This is a genomic window from Pedobacter sp. P26 (assembly GCF_050632135.1).
Taxonomy (GTDB): Bacteria; Bacteroidota; Bacteroidia; order Sphingobacteriales; family Sphingobacteriaceae; genus Pedobacter.
This window is the reverse complement of the sequence record NZ_CP192574.1, coordinates 2,380,967-2,400,421: the sequence shown is the minus strand read 5'-3', so window position 1 is coordinate 2,400,421 and position 19,455 is coordinate 2,380,967. Positions and strand designations below refer to the sequence as shown.

Sequence of the window (19,455 nt, the reverse complement as noted above, 5' to 3'; positions counted from 1 at the left end):
TAAGTTAAATACTGTAAACCAGGTTAAAGATCGTTAATTAAAAGCGATAGCCCATTAATCTACTGCATTTTTAGTTCATGAAAACTAAAACATTATCACTAATGCTACTAATTGGATTTTTTGGCATTAAAACAAGCAAGGCACAAGACAGTACAGGCGTAATCAAACACAGTGTACACATTTCGCCCTTTGCGGGTTACAATTCAACATTCAAAGCACTTGTTTTTGGAGGAGAAATAGGTTACGAATATCGCTTAAACAAGCACTGGGGCTTTACCTCAGGATTAAACCTCGCCTACATCCAAAAAAATAACCCGGCAATTGGTTATGTTAATAACAACGGTAGCGTAACACAGGCCAAAAACATGAAAGTATTGCAAAATGCCCTGTATGCAGGCGCCAAATACTACATTGGCCGTTTTTATCTATCTGCCGAATTGGGTTACCAGGAAGAATATCAAACCATTAATTATCCATACACCAGCTCAGGAAGCAGTTATAATCATGGTACATACGCTACAAATGGATTTTACCAGGCTTATGGCCTAGGTTACCAGATCCCTTTGAAAAAAGGCGATAACATTGAAATATTTGCTAAAGGTGCAGGTGCAAACAACACCAGCTTTACCGCTGGCTTTCGATATTCATTCGGCTTATCCAAAAGAAAGTAATATTTGTTTTTACACACCAAGCGTGATGCGCTCCACTATAGCGAATGGTAATGGTTTAAAGCACAGCTTCATGTAAACCAAACCCGATTGGATGGTTGCTTCCCGTTTTTTCCACCTGGAGCAGAAAGGAAAGCAGGACTATCGGAACCGATGGACAAAACCTGCTTTCCAAAACCTTTATAAACAAGAAGGCACCGAGAATATTATACCCTTGGTGCCTTAATGATAAAATACCATTAAACCTTCTTTATGAAGATTGCGTGCTTGCAGCAGGCAGGCTTCGGCTGGCTCTAGTCCAGCCTCGCATAGAAAGCTATCGGATGACGACCGTATTATAGCGAGCGCCTTAACCCCCTATCCGCCTATCGGCACCTTTCCCCTGAAAGGGAAAGGACTGAAAAACAAATTATCGCACCCTGTAATATGCCCCATGCTATCTGCACCCTGCTATCAGGCCTTGCAGATTTCCGCCGGAAAAAGCACGGAAATCATTGCAGTTCCCCTTCATACCCCCACAACCTAAGAAGCAAGGGCAAGAGCCTCGATGCTGCCGCTATCAAGATTTCCGTAGCTTTTTACAAGAAAGGATGCAAGCCTTGGTTTTTGTTTCTTTTGGGCCAAGCCAAAAGAAAGAGCCCCTCGGTGGCGGCGAACCGAGGCAAGCCCGAGCTAGGGCAAAGAATAGCGAGTGCATTAAGATTCCCGCATGCGCGAGAATGACGAACTATGTTTATGAAATGTAGCAACTCCAGTTCAAAGATCTCTCCACTACGGTCGAGATGACGGATTTTTTTGAAATAAAAGCAATTAAAAGATCCTTCGCTGCGCTCAGGATGACAGCAAAAGAAGAACTCCCTCTACTCCATGCTATCTGCACCCTGCTAGCCGGCCTAGGATATGATGGAAGGAGAAAACGTTAAAGCTTTTACACTTCCTTTCAACCTACCACTACCCAGAGGCAGCACGCCCTCCCCGATCCTTCATCGGGGGCTTGTGCTGACGACCTCAAAGCTTTGACGAATTTATCCGACATCAGATCCAAGCCTTGATCTTTTGTTTCTTTTCTATCAAGAGAAAAGAAAGAGCCCCTCGGCGGCGGTGAGCCGAGGCAAGCCCGAGCGAAGGCCAAGAAAATAGCGAGCGCATTAAGATTCCCGCCTGCGCGGGAATGACGACCGTGTTATATAGCGAGCGCCATAAAAACCTTATTAACCACAAAAAAGCACCAAGAACCTCGCGTCCTTAGTGCCTAAATTTATACACAAGCCTATAAAACCTTAAAGATGTTATAGGCTTAGCTATAGTATTTTACAAATTAATTCCAGCCGCCGCCTAACGAGCGGTACAAACCAACAACTGCATTCAGCTGCTCTGTTTTAATCGTAGTTAACTCCAATTCGCTTTGCAATAAATTGCCTTGTGCGGTAATCACCTCTAAATAATTGGCCATACCACTTTTAAACAACAAACTTGCATTTCTTGAGGCCTGTTGTAAAGTCTGCGCCCTTTTTTCAGCAATGCTGTATTGTGTTTTTAACTTCTCTACTTTCGTTAACTCATCAGACACTTCGCCAACCGCATTTAATACCGACTGGCGGAACTGGATCACCGATTTCTCACGGTCGATTTTAGCCAGCTCTAAATTGCTTTTTAACTGTCCGCGTTGAAAAATCGGCTGGGTAATCCCTGCCCCAACCAAACCGAACAACGATGCCGGTACATTAAACCAGTTGCTGGCTTTAAAAGAGTTGATACCTCCGCTTGCGGTAATCACCAGCGATGGATATAAACTCGCTTTTGCCACTCCAACCCTTGCATTGGCAACGGTTAAAGCCAGCTCTGCACTTTTAATATCAGGCCTGCGGCTTAACATCGATGAAGGGAAACCTGCATTCAGGTCTTGCGGGATAGTCATATTATCCAAACGGCTCTCGCGCTTAATGGCTTTAGGCAAAGTACCAATCAATACACTTAAAGCATTTTCCTGTAAGGTTACACTCTGCTCTAAACGGGGGATCAATTGTGCCGCATTTAACTGCTGCGCCTGCGCCTGCTGAATCGCCAACGAAGTTACCTGACCAGCATCAAACTGTAAATTGATAATCCTTAAGGTACTGTCGTTCAGTTTTAAGTTCTTTTTCGCGATTTCCAATTGCGCATCGAGCATTAACAGGTTGTAATAACCTTGTGCAACATTGGCCACCAAACGGGTTTGAACGGCTTTACGTGCCTCTTCTGTCTGCAAAAAACTGGCTAAAGCGCCAGCTTTTTGATTGCGGATTTTGCCCCAGATATCGGCTTCCCAAACCACACCCAGATTCGCATTGTAATCTTCGATGTGTGTAGAACCTGTAAACTGGTTCAGGCTTAAGCCATTTAAACTGTTATCGCTCGGGCGGCTCGAATTTGCCGACACCTGCAATTTCAATTCAGGTAAATAACCCAGTTTTGATTGTTTGAACAATACTTCAGCAGCATCGATATTTTTCAATGCAATCTGCATATCGTAATTTTTAACCAAAGCTGTATCAATTAAATTTTGAACAGTAAGGTCGTTGATAAAACTCTTCAATGGCATACTGCCAACACTCGAAGAATCTTTAGGCAATGAATTTCTGAACAAGCCTGGCGCAATATTGGGCAGGGCTGTATCTTTCGAAACCGAACATCCGCTCCAGATTAAAGCCAGGAGCAGGATGGTAATGATATTAAACCGTTTCATAAACTACATGATTATTATTTACAGGTTCTCCATGGTGGTGAACAACCTCATTTCTTGATTTTTTTGATATTTTTTCCTGTAAAGCCTGGAAGATGACAAAGAGTACCGGAATGATGAACAAACCTAAAATTACACCCGACACCATACCACCTGCTGCACCGATACTGATGGAGTGGTTACCCTGTGCGGATGGACCTGTTGCAATACTCATCGGGAACAAACCAAACACAAAGGCCAGTGATGTCATAATGATTGGTCTGATCCTCAATCGCGCTGCTTCTATAGCCGAATCAACCAAACTGAGTCCCGCCTTTCGTCGCTGCACGGCAAACTCCACAATCAGGATGGCGTTTTTAGCCAGCAACCCGATGAGCATAATCAGTGCTACCTGCACATAAATGTTATTTTCGATACCGGTTAAGCCCAATACCACAAATACACCGAATACACCTGTAGGGATAGATAAGATTACCGCCAATGGCAGGATGTAACTCTCATACTGTGCTGATAATAAGAAGTAAACAAACACCAAACAAAGCAGGAATATCACAGTCGACTGTCCGCCTGAAGAAATCTCCTCACGTGTTTGTCCTGAGAATTCGTAAGCATAACCTGTTGGCAATTGTTCTCTGGCGGTTTCTTCTATCGCTTTAATCGCATCACCAGAACTGAAACCTGGTTTAGGGATTGCATTTACCTCGATAGAGTTAAACAGGTTATAACGCGAAGCCGTTTCAGAACCATATACACGGGTTAATTTAACCAGGGTACTGATGGGCACACTTTCGCCGTTTTTGTTTTTCACAAACACACGGTCGATACTGGCAGGATCGGTTCTGTCGGCCACATCAGCCTGAACAACCACACGATAGTATTTACCAAAGCGGTTAAAATCTGAAGCTTGTGCCGTACCAAAATAAGTCTGCATGGTTTGTAAGATATCTTTTTTGCTAACGCCCAACTGATCGGCCTTTTCGTCGTTAACATCCAGTTGCAACTGCGGATAATCTGCTTTATAAGAAGTAAAAGCATAAGCAATAGCCGGTTTGGTCATTAACTTGCCGATAAAGTTATTCGCTACACCACTAAATTTATCCAGCCTGCCGTTCGTTTTATCCTGTAACATCACGTTCATGGCCTCCACATTACTGAAGCCCGGAACCGTAGGGAAACTGAATACAAAGAAGGTACCGGCAGATATGGCTGCCATTTTAGCCCTTACGATATTTTGGATCTCATCGATATTTTTTACTTCACCCCTCTCCTCATTTGGCTTTAACAATAAGAAAATCTGACCAGCTGAAGGACTGTTTGATGCCGTTAAAAAGTTGTAACCCGCCAACGACATTACAAATCTTGCTGATGGCATAGCCCTCAACTCTGCTTCGGCCTGTTTTAATATTTTATTGGTATTGGCTAATGATGTTCCTGATGGACTGGCAACCGCGATTGCCACGAAACCCTGATCCTCTGTAGGAATAAAGCCTGTTTTTGTTCTGCCTACCAGGAAAATAGTAACCAAAACGATTAAAGCAAGTCCGCCCATACTGATCCATTTGTTACGGATAAGCACTTTCAACCCGCCAACATAACGGTTGGTCATATAATTGAACCCACCGTTAAAACCTGCATAAAACTTTTCTACAAAACCTTTTTTAGGCGCGTTATGACCACCTTCGGCATGTTTGTTCTTTAAAAATAAGGCCGCCAATGCAGGACTTAAAGTTAAGGCGTTAACAGCCGAAATAATGATGGCGATAGCCATGGTTAAGGCAAACTGTTTGTAGAAGATACCTGTTGAGCCCGTCATAAAGCCAACCGGTAAAAATACTGCCGCCATTACCAGGGTAATCGATATAATGGCCCCGGTAATTTCGCTCATCGCCTGGGTAGTTGCTTCTTTCGGACTAAGCGAAGGATTTTCTTCCATTTTGGCATGCACCGCTTCTACCACCACAATCGCATCATCTACCACAATACCAATGGCCAGCACCAGTGCAAACAGGGTTAACAGGTTAACTGAGAAGCCGAATAACTGCATGAAAAAGAACGTACCGATAATCGCCACCGGAACGGCAATAGCCGGAATTAAAGGTAGACCTGAAATCCTGAAGGAAGATAAACACCACGATAAATACCAGTAAAAAGGCTTCGATCAAAGTGTGCTCCACCTGGTTAATGGATTCATCAAGATCGGTTTTGGTACGATAAAACTGGTTGTATTTAATGCCTGCCGGGAAATCTTTCGATAGTTTCGCCAACAGTTTATCAATGGCGATCTGAATTTCGTTAGCATTAGAGCCCGATAACTGGATTACGCCAATGGTGATACCATCATGTCCGTTTAAACGGTTCACACTACCATAACTATAAGCTCCTAATTCAACACGGGCCACATCTTTTAAGCGTAATATAGAACCATCAGAATTAGAACGGATCGCGATATTCTGATATTCCTCTGGTTTGGTCAGTTTACCTTTATATTTAATAATATATTCAAATGCCTCGCTACTTCTTTCACCAAAGCGACCAGGTGCTGCTTCCAGGTTTTTGTCCTGAATGGCGGTGATCACTTCATTGGGTGTAATTTTGTAAGTGGCCAATTGACTCGGGTTTAACCAGATACGCATTGAATAATCTTTAATACCGCCAAATACACTGGCCGAACCTACCCCCGGGATACGTTTAAGTTCCGGAATGATATTGATCTGCGCATAGTTATTGACAAAAACGGCATCGTATTTTTTGGGATCTTCTGAGTAAACACCGATAGCCCCAATAAAGCTGTTTTGCTGTTTGGTAGTGGTGATACCATATTGTACCACCTCTGCTGGTAATTGACTGGTGGCCTGCGAAACCCGGTTTTGCACATTAACCGCTGCCTGATCGGGGTTGGTACCCTGTTGAAAGTAAACCGTGATGGCCAGGGTACCATCGTTACTGGCGCTGGAGGTCATGTAGGTCATGTTCTCCACACCGTTAATGGCTTCCTCCAATGATGGAGTTACCGAACGTAAAATGGTTTCGGCATTAGCCCCCGGGTATACAGCAGTTACCAATACCGACGGAGGTGCGATATTTGGAAAGCGCTCTAAGGGCAACTTTGTTAAGCCCAGTATCCCCACTATGACCAATAAGATGGAAATAACAGTTGAAAGTACAGGCCTGTCTATAAATTTCTGAAACATGATTGCTTAAACTTTAGTGGTTTATTATTTTTTTGTTTTGGCAACAGCTACTTTATCTGCTGCTTTTTGAGGCTGGATCACCATGCCCTCCTGTAACTTATCAACCCCGCTTAACACGATCTGGTCGCCAGCTTTTACCCCGTCTTTAACCAGGTAATTTTCGCCGGCTTTACCAACAATGTTAATGGCTTGTTTTTTCACCTTACTGCTGTCGCCTACGGTAAATACAAATACTTTATCCTGCATTTCTACCGTTGAGGACTGCGGTACCAGAATGGCATTATCGTGCTGTAAACCTAAACGGATTTTACCGGTATTACCCGAGCGAAGGGTTCCGCTGGCATTAGGGAAACTGGCCCTTAAAGTAATGGCACCTGTGTTTTTATCAAACTGACCATCGATCATATCGATCTTACCTTTAATCGGGTAAGCTGAATTATCAGCCAATAAAAGTTCTACTGCAGGTAAATGTTTAATCCTGTCGGCAGGGGTTTTACCCGGATAGTTTGCATTAAAACTGTTGAAGTCGTTTTCCGCAAGAGAGAAATAAACATGTACTTCGTGGATATCCGATAACTGCGTTAAAGCAACCTGATCTGTCGGAGAAACTAAACTTCCCTGTTTTTTAGGGATACGACCGATGTAACCACTTACCGTAGCCTTAACATTGGTATAACCTAAGTTGATCTGTGCAGAAGCTACGCTGGCTCTGGCTTGTTCGGCATTTGCCTGTGCGATTTTGTAAGCTGTTTTAGCTGTTTTTAACTGAAAATCAGAAACTACCTTATTCTGAACAAGTGGTGTTAATTTATCAACCTCCAATTGAGCGTTTAAAATAGCCGCTTCTGCAGCATGTAAACTTGCTTTGGCATTGTTTAAAGCCTCGCGGTAAGGGTTTTCGTTAATTTTGAACAGGGTTTGTCCGGCAGTTACATAAGCGCCTTCGTTAACCAGAACGCTTTGTAGGTAACCACTTACCTGCGGACGGACATCGATATCAACAGCGCCTTGAATAGAAGCCGGATATTCAATATACGTAGTTTCAGTGCTGGCATTAATTGCGCTTACAGGCAGTACTGGTGGTGGCGGTGCCGCTGCAGCCTGATCAGGAGACGACTTACAGCTTACTAAAACTATAGATAGAAGAGAAATGGTTAACATTGAATTAATACCATTAAACCATTTAACGGTGTTAAGTAAAGGGTACAAGCGATGTAGAGATTTCATATAATTAAATTTAATTGGATTATAGTGTATAAATAATCTAACAGTGTTAAATTACGGTGTAAAAAAATATTTTAACTGTTAATAGATAACGTAATGCCTTTGATGGCATCTTTTAAAATTTGCTGGTTAATTTCGTCGGTTGTTCTTCCGTTAGGTCGAACAAGGTTGATGGAAATCAAACCATGGATGATCGACCAATAGGTGTAATACTTCATGCAGATATCATCATCAGAAACTGGTTTCTTCTTAAATAAAGATTCAATTACATCGCCTAACATACCGCCCACGTTTTCGGCTTCGGGCAATGAATTTTTAACGGTACAACAAACCATATCCACACCGTACATCAACTGATAAAATTCTTTGTGGGCAAAGGCGAAGTTCCAGTAGGCAATCCACATGGCTTCCATTTTATCTTCAGGAGATTCGTGTTTATCCCTGGCTTCGCGGATATCTTTGGCCAACATTAAATACCCTCTTCTGGTGAGTTCCAGTAAGATGCCGTCTTTGTTGGAAAAGTATTCGTAAATAATGGGTGCAGTATATTCAATCTGGTCGGCAATTTTACGCATACTCAATGCCTGCCATCCCTCTGTTTGAACAATGTTCAAGGCAGCATCCAGAATTTTGGTTCTGGTTTCATCTTTTAAACGTAGAATTCTTTCTTTACTTCCCATGACTGGAATATTAGGTGTAAATAATCTAACACCGTTAAGCAAATGTAGAACCAATTCGGGAATTGACAATCATTCATTTGTCATATAGAATTTTTCAAAAATAAAATGTGCTCCTTTTGTATTTAAACAAGGTTTTTTTATTCATAGTGATATTTTTAAAAAAATAATGTCAACATTTTTTCCAACTGACACGACTGACATTTTTTATTTTAAAGAGCAAGTGCAGCAGCCTTTTTGGCAGTGCAGTTCTCCCGTTTACCACATATTCTGTTTGGCTGTTAAAGAAACGAAGTATTTTTTTTGAAAAGCAGGTTCCTGTGTTTATCGGATCCGAAAGTCCTGCCATTCGCTGTAGCCCTCATGATCCCGATGTAAAATCGGGACGGGGCTGCTGCTGCTGTCAGGTTTATTAAACTTTAGCTTACTCCTATTGGCGAAAAACTTTGTGTCTAGCCCCGATTGAATGGATGCCCACGATATTTCATTGGGGCAGAAAGGAAAGCGGGAACATAGTAACCAATGAGCACTGCATTTGCGCTCCAAAATATTGCACCAATTAAATAAAATAAACCAGTTACCTGGCGTGCTCCGATTGCGCTCCAAAACGATTGAATCAATCCAGTTAATTTTAAATGTTTAACTATTTCAGGGAGAAGCCTTGATGATTACCCGCAATGATCCTTCCAGCACAGGATGATCATAAATACCAACCAATCATTATATTAGTACCATGATATTCCGTGAAGCACACCTGACTGACATCCCTGGGATACAAATTGTCAGGCATTCTGTAAAAGAGAACATTTTGTCCGATCCTGCTTTGGTTACTGACAAAGATTGCGAAGAATTTATTACGCAACGTGGTAAGGGCTGGGTTTGCGAAGTAGATGGAGAAGTAGTGGGTTTCTCCATTGTAGATTTAAAGGAGCATAATATCTGGGCTTTATTCCTTCGGCCGGAATTTGAAGGCAAAGGCATTGGCAAAGAACTGCACCGGTTAATGATGGATTGGTATTTCGATCAAACGCAAGAGCCGGTTTGGCTGGGCACATCGCCCAATACCCGTGCAGAAGAATTTTATAGCCGGCAATGCTGGAAAAAAGTAGGTATGGTAAACAAAGGTGAAGTGAAATTTGAGATGAGTTATGAGGATTGGGTGAATAGGTAAATCTATTCAAAATATCGTCATTTTAAGGCATGTTATTATTAGGACACATCAATTAGAAATTGATTTCAGGCGTTTTGCTAACTTACTTTAATAAAACCACCCACCTTACCAAAGGACGCCGGCAATCCCAAGGGCCGGATAAATCAAAAAAACAGTTGCAAATCAGTACAACTAGCACTACCAAACCTGAAACGCAGTGAGTTTTGTGTCTAGAGCGACCCACTAATACTCGCTAACCACCTCCAGACACAAAACAAAGTGCCGCTGTTTTTTTGATGTGCTTGGACTTGCGCAAAAAGGCCCATTGCTGGATTGACAAAGCGCTTTGGGTACTTTGGCGCTCCAAAGTACCATGCCCCGCGGCATAGAGCGATAGAAGAATGTTATAATCAATTGTGTCCACACGATAGGCCCAGGCGGGAACCAAGCAGTGCTCAGCGAAGCTAATCTTAATGAAAGCTACAAATCCATAACATGGCATTAGGATTCCCAATCAAGTTGGGAATGACGATGCAGCGGAGAAAAGATTAACTACCAGGCTACAAAGAACACAAAGTATTGTGCCTTAGTAATAGTTGTAAAAGACTGAACCATATAAGGCATATAAGTTACATATAAGCTAAATACCAAATATGTTCTTATATTTCTTATACGGTAAAAAGAAGCTGGTAAAAATTTTAAGCACAAGCCCCTGAAACAAGTTCAAGGTGACGGGCTGCAAGAGTAATCGTCATTATAAGAAGGCTTTTTCAGGCGACAGCCTGCCCCGACTTTTCGGGGAAGCAATCTTAATACTATCGCTATAACTATCGTCTTTCCCTCGCGGGCGTGAATCTTAATGAAACCTACAAACCCCTAACATGGCATTAGGATTCCCAATCAAGTTGGGAATGACGATGCCAGCGGAGAAAAGATTAACTACCAGGCTACAAAGAACGCAAAGTATTGTGCCTTAGCAATAGTCGTAAAAAGACTGAACCATATAAGGCATATAAGAACATATAAGCGAAATGCCTTATATGTTCTTATATGGTAAAGAAACTATAAAATTTTTACCACCAAGTCACAAAGAACAAAAAGCAAATTTCTTAGTGTCTTAGTGGCAAAAAACCTAACTATTCCAAATAAAAGGGGCTTGATTTATAAATGTTGCCTCCCCTAACTGATCAATAATAAACCTCGCCAAATTAGAAGCATTAATCTGGTCGCCATCGCAATTGGTCAGACTGGTACTAATGTGAGTTAGCTCATCAGTTTGTATAATTAAGGGTAAACGGATTAGCGTCCAATCGAGGTTGCTTGCGGTTAAAAATTCATATTCCTTTTGTCTATCTGCAGTAGAAACCGGATAATTGTCGTACATCCATTTGGTTGCGAATTGGGTTTTGGCATCCTTTTCATCAGCGGGACTATCTACATTAATACCGGTTATAACGATGTAACGTTTCAGACCTAAAGCCTTCATTGCTTTTAGAATATTAACTGTTGATTGCGTAAAAATTGTTTTTTCACTGGCGGGTTGTCCCATACCCAACGCACTGATTACGATATTGCATCCCTCGATAAGCGCGTGTACTGTTTCGGCATCTTTTACATCGCCAATTACGATTTCCAGCGAAGCATGATGAATCTGAAGTTTTTCAGGATTTCTGATAAGAGCTTTCACCCTGATGTTTTGCGCCAATAGCGCTTTTAAAATATAAGTACCAGCTTTACCTGTAGCACCGATTAAAGCAATTTTTAAATCTTGCATGATGTTCTTTATAAAATTTTAGAAAATAATAGTTTATCCCTTGATCAGAACGATAAGGGAATATCAGAATTGAATTCTGTTTGAGTTATATTTTATAAAGAGATTTTAATGGCACTAATTTAGAAAAAATACCATTTCGACTGAGTGCAGAAATGTATCTTAGCATGAAAGACCCTGAAACAAGTTCAGGGTGACGGCCTTAGTAATAATGGCCGTCAAAAGACTGAACCATATAAGGCATATAAGTTACATATAAGCGCTATACCTAATGTGTTCTTACATTCCTTATATGGTAAAAAGAAACTATGGTAAAATTTAACCACTAAGACCCTGACCTGGAGCGGAAAGCTACGCAGTAAAACAAGTTTAGGATGACGACCTGAGAGATTGATCGTCATCTCGACTGAAGCGCAGCGAAATGGAGAGATCTATCTAGTTAGATTCTCCATTACGGTCGAAATAACGAACCGGCTGAACGTGCCTTGGCGGTTAAAATACTATCCTTTAAACTTCTTCATAAACGTACTTACACTTTCTTCTAAATTTCCATCAGTGATGGCTTTAACGAAAGCAGTACCAATAATAGCACCATTGGCATACGAACAGGCTTTATCGAAAGTTTGTTTATCACTGATCCCGAAACCGATCATCGTTGGATTTTTCAGGTTCAGGTTTTTAATTCTGCCGAAATAGGCTTCGGTGGTATCGCCAACTTCGAGGTTTTTACCCGTAGTAGCTGATGACGATAACAAATAGATAAAGCCATTGGTTAAACCATCAATTTTATGGATCCGTTCTTCAGCCGTTTGAGGCGTAATTAAAAACACATTGCTCAGGTTATGTTTTTCGAAGCAATCTTTATAAAATTCTTCGTACTCTACCATTGGCAAATCGGGAACAATACAGCCATCTACTCCTGCTTCGGCACAGGCTTCGCAGAATTTTTCTACTCCAAACTGCAAAACAGGGTTTACATAACCCATTAACAAAACAGGAATGGTAACGGTCTTACGCAAGTCTTTCAACTGTTCGAAAAGCAGTTTCAGCGTCATGCCCTGATCTAATGATTGCTTGCTGCTCGCCTGGATTACCGGGCCATCTGCAACAGGATCGGAATAAGGAAACCCGATTTCGAGCATGTCAGCACCTGATTTTTCCAGTGCTTCGGCAATTTGAATGGTATCGCCAGTATTTGGATAACCAGCGGTATAATAAATTGATAATATGTTTTTCTTCTCCTGGAAGAGTTGTTTAATTCGGTTCATGTTTTTGAGATGTGAGATATGAGATATGAGATATGAGATATGAGATTAAGATTGCCTATCAAGCGATCAATCGTCTCAAATATCATGTCTATTGTCTCAAATCTACCTTAAAGATTAAAATATTTAATATAAGTATCCAGATCCTTATCGCCACGGCCTGACAGGCAAACCACTACGTTTTCGCCACCTTTAAATTCCATTTTCTCTAAATAAGCCAATGCGTGTGCACTTTCGATCGCAGGAATAATCCCTTCCAGTTGCGTACAAAGCAAACCGGCATCTAAACTTTCTTCATCGGTAATGGAAACATATTGCCCGCGACCGGTTTTAAACAAATGCGCATGTTGTGGGCCAATACCCGGATAATCTAATCCTGCAGAAACCGAATGTGGTTCTACAACCTGCCCATCTGGTGTTTGCATCAAAATACTTCTGCTGCCATGGAGCACACCTTCTTTTCCCAAATAAGTGGTTGCTGCCGAAAATCCGCTCGATACGCCTTTTCCGGCTGCTTCAACAGCAATGAGTTTAACATTTTCGTCATCCATAAAATGGTAGAACATGCCCATGGCGTTACTTCCACCACCCACGCAGGCCAACACATAATCAGGCTGGTCGTTACCGGTCTGTTCTATGAGCTGTTTTTTAGTTTCTTCTGAAATAATGGATTGAAAAATCGCCACCATATCAGGGTAAGGGTGTGGCCCTACTACCGAACCGATAATATAATGTGTATCAACAGGATTATTGATCCAGTCGCGCATGGCCTCATTAGTGGCATCTTTTAAAGTTTTACTTCCAGAACTAGCCGGAACAACCTTTGCACCCAGCATTTTCATTCGGGCTACATTCGGTGCCTGGCGCTCAATGTCGACCTCGCCCATGTAGATGACACATTCCAGGTTACGTAGTGCACATACGGTTGCCGTAGCTACACCATGCTGACCAGCACCTGTTTCAGCGATAATCCTTTTTTTACCCAGTTTTTCAGCCAGTAAGATCTGTCCGATGGTATTGTTGATCTTGTGGGCACCGGTATGGTTTAAATCTTCCCTTTTTAAGAAAATATTTGCACCATATCTTTCCGAATATCTTTTTGCAAGATATAAAGGTGAAGGACGGCCAACGTAATCTTTTAATAACTGATGAAATTCCTTTTGAAAACCGGCATCATCAATAATTTTTAAATAGTTTTGACGCAATTCTTCTACGTTCGGATAAAGCATTTCGGGGATGTATGCACCACCAAAATCTCCATAATATCCTTTTTCGTTTACTTTGTATTTCATAATATTTTTATCAAATCGTTTGTCACATTGGTAGCTTGCTAAAGATAAGTCGTCATCTCGATCCGATAGCTATCGGATGGAGTGCAATCCCGAACGTTCGGGAGAGAGATCTATATTTACAATGCAGATTTCTCGGCTGCGCTCGAAATGACGATCTGTCGCTAGCTATTCATTGCTTTAATAAATTCTTCAATCTTCTCCGCATCCTTTAAACCCGGCTCCATTTCAAACCGGCTATTGATATCTAGGGCGTATAAACGCTCATCTTGCATATTTTTTATCGCTTCGGTGTGTTCCAGATCAATTCCACCACTCAAAAAGTAAGGTTTGGTGTAAGCATATCGGTCTAAAACAGACCAATCGAATGTTTTTCCCGATCCACCATGTGCTTTGGTTTTCGTATCGAACAGGAAATAATCCACCACATTTAAATAAGCTTCGAGACCTGAAAAATCGAAATCCTCATCTATTCCAAAAGCTTTGATCACTTCTAACGAACCAAAGGCCGTTTTTAGTGCTGCACAGTATTCAGGCGATTCGCTGCCGTGTAACTGAACAGCTTTTAGTTTCAATGTGTTTACTTTATCCTTTACTTTTTCTAATTCTTCATTTACAAAAACGCCGACCGTTTTAATTTCTGAGGGAATGTATTTGATCAATTCGGTAGAAACATCGCTGATCAGTCTGGGCGATTTTTCATAAAAGATAAAACCCAGGTAATCTGGCTGCAGCTCCGCAACCGCAGCAATATTTGCCGCCAAACGCATGCCACAAACTTTTAACTTTAACATGCCAATAGTTGTTTGAAACTGTTAAGTGCTTTTTTGCTCATTAGCGATTCTTCTGCCTCGTAAAAACAATCGGCAAAAGACAGCTCAGGTTTTATGGTTTTAATCGCTAGTGCCGAATTACACAATACCACATTGTTCTGTACATCAGTGGCTTCACCATTTAATACATCCATAAATATTTTGGCTGATGACTCTACGGTGTCGCCACCTTTAATCGCATTTACATCCACTTTTTCAAACCCCATATCATTAAGTGTTAAAATCTGCTCACCTTTATTCGAAAAGGTTTTCACATCACAGGTTAACGAAACCTCGTCATAGCCCTCTAATGCATGCACAATAGTATAACTTTTATCGGTATCCTGGTATAAATAAGCATATAAACGCGCCAGTTCTAAACTAAAAACGCCTACCATCTGGTATTTTGGTTGCCCGGGGTTAACCATTGGGCCCAGCATATTGAAAAATGTTTTCACGCCTAGCTCCTTGCGGATCGGAGCAACAATTTTCATTGCCGGATTAAACAATGGGGCATGTAAAAAACAAATCCCAGCTTTATCCAGGTTACGTTTTAAAGTATCCTCATCATTGGTGAACGTATAACCTAAATGTTCCATTACGTTAGAAGATCCGCAGCCCGATGAAACGCCATAATTACCATGTTTAGCTACCGGATGACCGGCACCTGCCACTACAAATGAGGATAAGGTAGAGATATTAAAAGTGTCTTTACCATCGCCCCCGGTACCGCAAAGATCAATCAGTTCGTAACCCAATAAGTTTACTTTAACGCACATATCAAGCATTGCATCGCGAAAACCCTGCAACTCCTGCACCGTAATATTACGCATGGCATAAGCGGTAATAAAAGCGGCAATCTGCGAAGAATTAAATGCGCCTTCCGAAATGGAGATTAAAATGTTCTTTGCTTCTTCCCTGCTAAAACTCTTGTTTTCGAATAAATGGTTTAATATTTTTTTCATGTCTTGTATAACTCTTATCGTCATTCTATCTCCGTGGTCTGTGTCTCCACAGACCACTTAATATTTTATAAATCTTATATTATAGCTGCTGATACCGATTAATCGGGACAACATGACGATCCTTCAAAAAATTGCATAAAAAAAAGGATTGCTTTTTGGGCAATCCTCTTCGTTGTGTTTAAAATATTTTAAAATATATAACAATAGAATTTGCCTAACGAATTTCGTTATGCCACCACCAATTGTTATTTAAGTTTTTAATTATCATGTTTGTATAAAGCAAATATTGATATAGTTTTTTAATATTCCAAAATCTTTCTAAAAATATATGTCTTTCTTTAAAAGAAAAGTACAGTTTAATGATGATTTCGGTTTCGGATCCAATCCGGTAACCAAAAATCAGCGCATGCTTAACCCTGATGGTTCGGCAAATATCGAGCGTACCGGCCTGCCCTGGTTCAAATTTGATGATACCTATACCCGTTTGGTAACCATGAGCTGGACACGGTTTTTCTTTGTTATCCTTGTAGCCTACCTCATTGTAAATACCATATTTGCGGTTCTATATAATGTGGTGGGGATCGAAAACCTGGAAGGTGCTAAAGGTTTAACCCTTCGTGATCAGTTTTTTGATGCCTTTTTCTTCTCCGCCCAAACCATTTCTACCGTGGGTTACGGTCATATTTCGCCACAGGGTTTTATTACGAGTATCCTGGCTGCTTTCGAAAGTATGCTGGGTTTACTGGCATTTGCATTGGCTACCGGCTTATTGTATGGCCGTTTCAGCAGGCCTACTTCTAAAGTGAGTTTTAGCAAAAAATGGTGATTGCACCTTACGAAAAAGGTCATGGCTTGATGTGCCGTTTGGTTAATTTACGCCGCAATCAGCTTATCGAAGTGGAAGTGCAAATGGTGATGTCGTACAATGAAACCGTTGATGGCAAACATGTTAGAAAGTTCTACCCTTTGGCTTTGGAGCGCGATAAAATCGGCATCCTCTCTTTAAACTGGACGCTGGTACACCCCATTACAGAAGATAGCCCGTTTTATGAAAAATCGCTAACGGAATTGCAACAGGCAGAAGTAGAAGTTTTTGTAATTCTTAAAGCTTTTGACGATACCTTTTCGCAGACGATCCATACCAGAACAAGTTATCAGGATGAGGAAATAGAAATGGATGCCCGGTTTGAGAAAATGTATTACCATAACGAAGAGGGCAAAATGGTGATGGATTATAGTAAACTGGATAAGATTACGCGGACGGTGTAAAGGTTTTTTTGTTTTAAAGGGCTTTTTTCTTTTTTTTGGAAAGCAGGTTTCGGTGCTAATCGGTTGCGATAGTCCCGCCATCCGCTACAATCTTTTTGTGTTGCCGTCATCCTGAGGCACGAAGGATCTTTTCCATAGGCTGCAGATGACAGGGTATTCGAGTTTGCTACAAACAAAAAGGATTTTCGCTATTGTCGGGTTTAGATGGGTTGGCTTAGTGTAATAAATAAACCAACCACGCCTTACAGGCACCCCTCCAGAGGAGAGGAATTAAAAACTGATTCAGCGTTGTCAACTTTAATAGCAAAGAGGCAAGAAAGTTGACAACGCTTACGAAGATGTTTTTTGTATAAAATCCAGAATATCCTGATACAATTGATTCCCGCCAAAAATCATCTGACTGATCATTGGCACGTGGCTTTTGCCTTTAATCTCCTTTATTTCTACAGGAACGTTGTTGGCTTTAAGTTTTTCGTATAACCTCGGCGTTTGCAATTTAATGGCGCCATAAGTTTTACTTCCATAAAAAAGCAGATGTGGATTTTTGATGTTGTTGACGTAATCCAATGGCGAAGCCACTTTCCAAACCGCAGGTTGATCGGTAAAAGTTCTGATGAAATCGAAATAAAAATGATCTTTTTCGGCTGTGGTTAAATATTCCTTCATGTCCAAACCAAAAGGATCATCGAGAATTATACCTTTAATGGGATTTTTAATGCCTGCTTTTTTAAAATATTTAGGATCGGCGTTAATCAGTTCGCCCAGATGTGCCCCGGCAGAGTGTCCCATTACAAAAATCTTTTCCGGACTCGCCGTATAATCGGTTATGTGCTCTTGTACCCACTTTACGGCCAAAGCACAATCATCTCCCATTTTTTCGTACTGAACGTTTGGTGCTAAGCGGTAATTGATGATAATGGTAACTACACCCTTCCGCGCGAAATTTCTACCCAGCCACCAATAAGTTTCTTTTTTACCACTACTCCACGAGCCACCGTGAATAAATATTAGAACAGCTTTATTTTTAACACTATCGTTTTTATAAAAAATATTCAGCGTATTGGCTTCGTCGGTATTGCCCGCATAATTTATATTTTTTACTTTTTTAACCTGCGCAGTAGAAAGTATCGTTTGGAACAAAAGCATCAATAAAACAAGGGATTTGTACATAAAAAAGGTTTATCATCTCAGCTTAAATAAACGAAATTGTTGTGCGAGTGGATTTGTTAGTAGCGAGTATTAAGTAAAAGGTATCAAGACATTTATAGGCGCCAAGCACATCCGCTAACCTACTGGCCTTACAGTTTAACCCCTTTATCTATAACCGCCAACCCTTTACCCATGATTCGTCACCTTGATTCGATAGCTATCGGACTTATTTCAGGTTCTATCCTATCTAAAATATATAAGGTTAGGCGCTAAATAATTGTACCGAGTCTTCGACTCTGCTCAGACTGACAATTAATCTAGCTAAACCGCCAACATAACTGTGCCACCAAAACACCAAACTCTAAGCGCAATACGCTATTCTATTTACCTTACGCCTTAAACCTTCTACCTTAAGCCTTAATCAGCGGATTTTTTTCTTTCGCGAATAAATCAAATACCTTTTTATCCACAAATGCAGGGAAAAGTTTGTTCATCCAAACGGCTAATTTTCCTTGTCCGGTCATGATGAGGGTACGTTTGCGTTGTTCAATGCCATCAGCAATAATGCTGGCCACTTCTTCTGAAGACATCATTTTACCTTCATCCATACTGGTTTCACCATGAGCAGCACCATCTTTTGACAGAGCAGTTACGCGGATATTGGAAGCGGTAAAACCAGGGCAGGCCAAAAGCACGTTTACACCTGTCTTCAATAATTCGGTACGCAAAGATTCCATAAATCCGTTCATTGCAAATTTAGACGCCGAATAACCTGTTCTACCTGGCAAACCTCTGAAACCGGCAATCGATGAAACGCCAACCACTGTTCCTTTTGTTTTTAAAATCTCTGGCAAAGCATATTTGGTACAATACACCGTTCCCCAAAAGTTTACATCCATCAGGTTTTTCAGCACTGATAAATCCAGATCATTAAATAGGGCACGCATTGATAAACCGGCATTGTTTACCAGAATGTCAATCTTTTGAAAGGATACTAAAGCCTGTTTGATAATCAGTTCGCAATCTGACTCTTTACTTACATCAGCCTGAACCGCCACCGCCCTGATGCCATATTTTTTTCCAGTTCTGCAGTAATTTCGCAAAGGGTTACATATTGGCGGGCAGCTAAAACCAGATTGGCACCACGTTTAGCAAATTCTTCGGCGCAGGCTTTTCCGATTCCGCTCGATGCCCCGGTGATGATGATTACTTTATTTTTTAGGTTCATTTGTAGTTGCAGGTATTAAGTAGGGAGTTTCTAGTATTGAGTAGCGAGTATTAAGTATCAAGTATCAAGTATCAA

At 41.1% G+C, this 19,455-nt stretch carries 13 protein-coding genes and 2 pseudogenes; 4 read left to right on the top strand and 11 right to left on the bottom strand.

Annotated features, from left to right (window positions below):
- Positions 1-101: 101 nt before the first annotated feature.
- A complete protein-coding gene (locus tag ACQ86H_RS11060) occupies positions 102-671 on the top strand; it encodes a hypothetical protein (RefSeq protein ID WP_431294868.1) in 570 nt (189 codons plus the stop codon).
- A 1,315-nt stretch (positions 672-1,986) separates the two neighbouring features.
- On the opposite strand, the gene ACQ86H_RS11055 is transcribed toward ACQ86H_RS11060, so the two are convergent.
- From ACQ86H_RS11055 to ACQ86H_RS11040, 4 genes and pseudogenes are all read right to left on the bottom strand, one after another.
- Positions 1,987-3,393, bottom strand: a complete 1,407-nt coding sequence (locus ACQ86H_RS11055) for a TolC family protein (RefSeq protein ID WP_431294867.1) — start codon at positions 3,391-3,393, stop codon at positions 1,987-1,989.
- Positions 3,380-6,581: pseudogene (locus tag ACQ86H_RS11050) on the bottom strand (efflux RND transporter permease subunit). The gene ACQ86H_RS11055 and the pseudogene ACQ86H_RS11050 overlap by 14 nt, the downstream one beginning before the upstream one ends.
- Positions 6,582-6,605: 24 nt before the next feature.
- The gene (locus ACQ86H_RS11045; protein ID WP_431294866.1) at positions 6,606-7,808 is read right to left on the bottom strand and encodes an efflux RND transporter periplasmic adaptor subunit; all 1,203 of its coding nucleotides are present in this window, start codon (positions 7,806-7,808) and stop codon (positions 6,606-6,608) included.
- A 71-nt stretch (positions 7,809-7,879) separates the two neighbouring features.
- The gene (locus ACQ86H_RS11040; protein WP_431294865.1) at positions 7,880-8,485 is read right to left on the bottom strand and encodes a TetR/AcrR family transcriptional regulator; all 606 of its coding nucleotides are present in this window, start codon (positions 8,483-8,485) and stop codon (positions 7,880-7,882) included.
- 730 nt (positions 8,486-9,215) lie between these two features.
- Between ACQ86H_RS11040 and ACQ86H_RS11035 the strand changes: the two genes are divergently transcribed.
- The gene (locus tag ACQ86H_RS11035) at positions 9,216-9,653 is read left to right on the top strand and encodes a GNAT family N-acetyltransferase (RefSeq protein WP_138821875.1); all 438 of its coding nucleotides are present in this window, start codon (positions 9,216-9,218) and stop codon (positions 9,651-9,653) included.
- Between the two features lie 1,111 nt (positions 9,654-10,764).
- Here the strand turns inward: ACQ86H_RS11035 and ACQ86H_RS11030 are convergent.
- The 5 genes from ACQ86H_RS11030 to trpD form a co-directional block, all read right to left on the bottom strand.
- Entirely contained in the window at positions 10,765-11,406 is a 642-nt protein-coding gene (locus tag ACQ86H_RS11030) for an NAD(P)-dependent oxidoreductase (RefSeq protein WP_431294864.1), read from the bottom strand.
- 497 nt (positions 11,407-11,903) lie between these two features.
- Positions 11,904-12,671: a tryptophan synthase subunit alpha gene (trpA, locus tag ACQ86H_RS11025; protein ID WP_431294863.1), complete on the bottom strand. Its 768-nt coding sequence runs from the start codon at positions 12,669-12,671 to the stop codon at positions 11,904-11,906.
- Positions 12,672-12,778: 107 nt separating this feature from the next.
- A complete protein-coding gene (trpB, locus tag ACQ86H_RS11020; RefSeq protein ID WP_210419369.1) occupies positions 12,779-13,960 on the bottom strand; it encodes a tryptophan synthase subunit beta in 1,182 nt (393 codons plus the stop codon).
- Positions 13,961-14,121: 161 nt separating this feature from the next.
- Positions 14,122-14,751 (bottom strand): phosphoribosylanthranilate isomerase, encoded by a 630-nt coding sequence (locus ACQ86H_RS11015; protein ID WP_431294862.1) that lies wholly within the window; start codon positions 14,749-14,751, stop codon positions 14,122-14,124.
- The gene (trpD, locus tag ACQ86H_RS11010) at positions 14,745-15,734 is read right to left on the bottom strand and encodes an anthranilate phosphoribosyltransferase (RefSeq protein WP_431294861.1); all 990 of its coding nucleotides are present in this window, start codon (positions 15,732-15,734) and stop codon (positions 14,745-14,747) included. The genes ACQ86H_RS11015 and trpD overlap by 7 nt, the downstream gene beginning before the upstream one ends.
- Positions 15,735-16,062: 328 nt before the next feature.
- Between trpD and ACQ86H_RS11005 the strand changes: the two genes are divergently transcribed.
- Together ACQ86H_RS11005 and ACQ86H_RS11000 are read left to right on the top strand one after the other, a co-directional pair.
- Positions 16,063-16,560 (top strand): ion channel, encoded by a 498-nt coding sequence (locus ACQ86H_RS11005; protein ID WP_431294860.1) that lies wholly within the window; start codon positions 16,063-16,065, stop codon positions 16,558-16,560.
- Positions 16,554-17,003, top strand: a complete 450-nt coding sequence (locus ACQ86H_RS11000) for a hypothetical protein (RefSeq protein ID WP_431294859.1) — start codon at positions 16,554-16,556, stop codon at positions 17,001-17,003. The genes ACQ86H_RS11005 and ACQ86H_RS11000 overlap by 7 nt, the downstream gene beginning before the upstream one ends.
- A gap of 330 nt (positions 17,004-17,333) precedes the next feature.
- Here the strand turns inward: ACQ86H_RS11000 and ACQ86H_RS10995 are convergent, their stop codons facing one another.
- The gene (locus tag ACQ86H_RS10995; RefSeq protein ID WP_138821881.1) at positions 17,334-18,173 is read right to left on the bottom strand and encodes an alpha/beta hydrolase; all 840 of its coding nucleotides are present in this window, start codon (positions 18,171-18,173) and stop codon (positions 17,334-17,336) included.
- A 389-nt stretch (positions 18,174-18,562) separates the two neighbouring features.
- Positions 18,563-19,380 (bottom strand): annotated as a pseudogene (locus ACQ86H_RS10990) (SDR family oxidoreductase).
- Positions 19,381-19,455 lie beyond the last annotated feature (75 nt).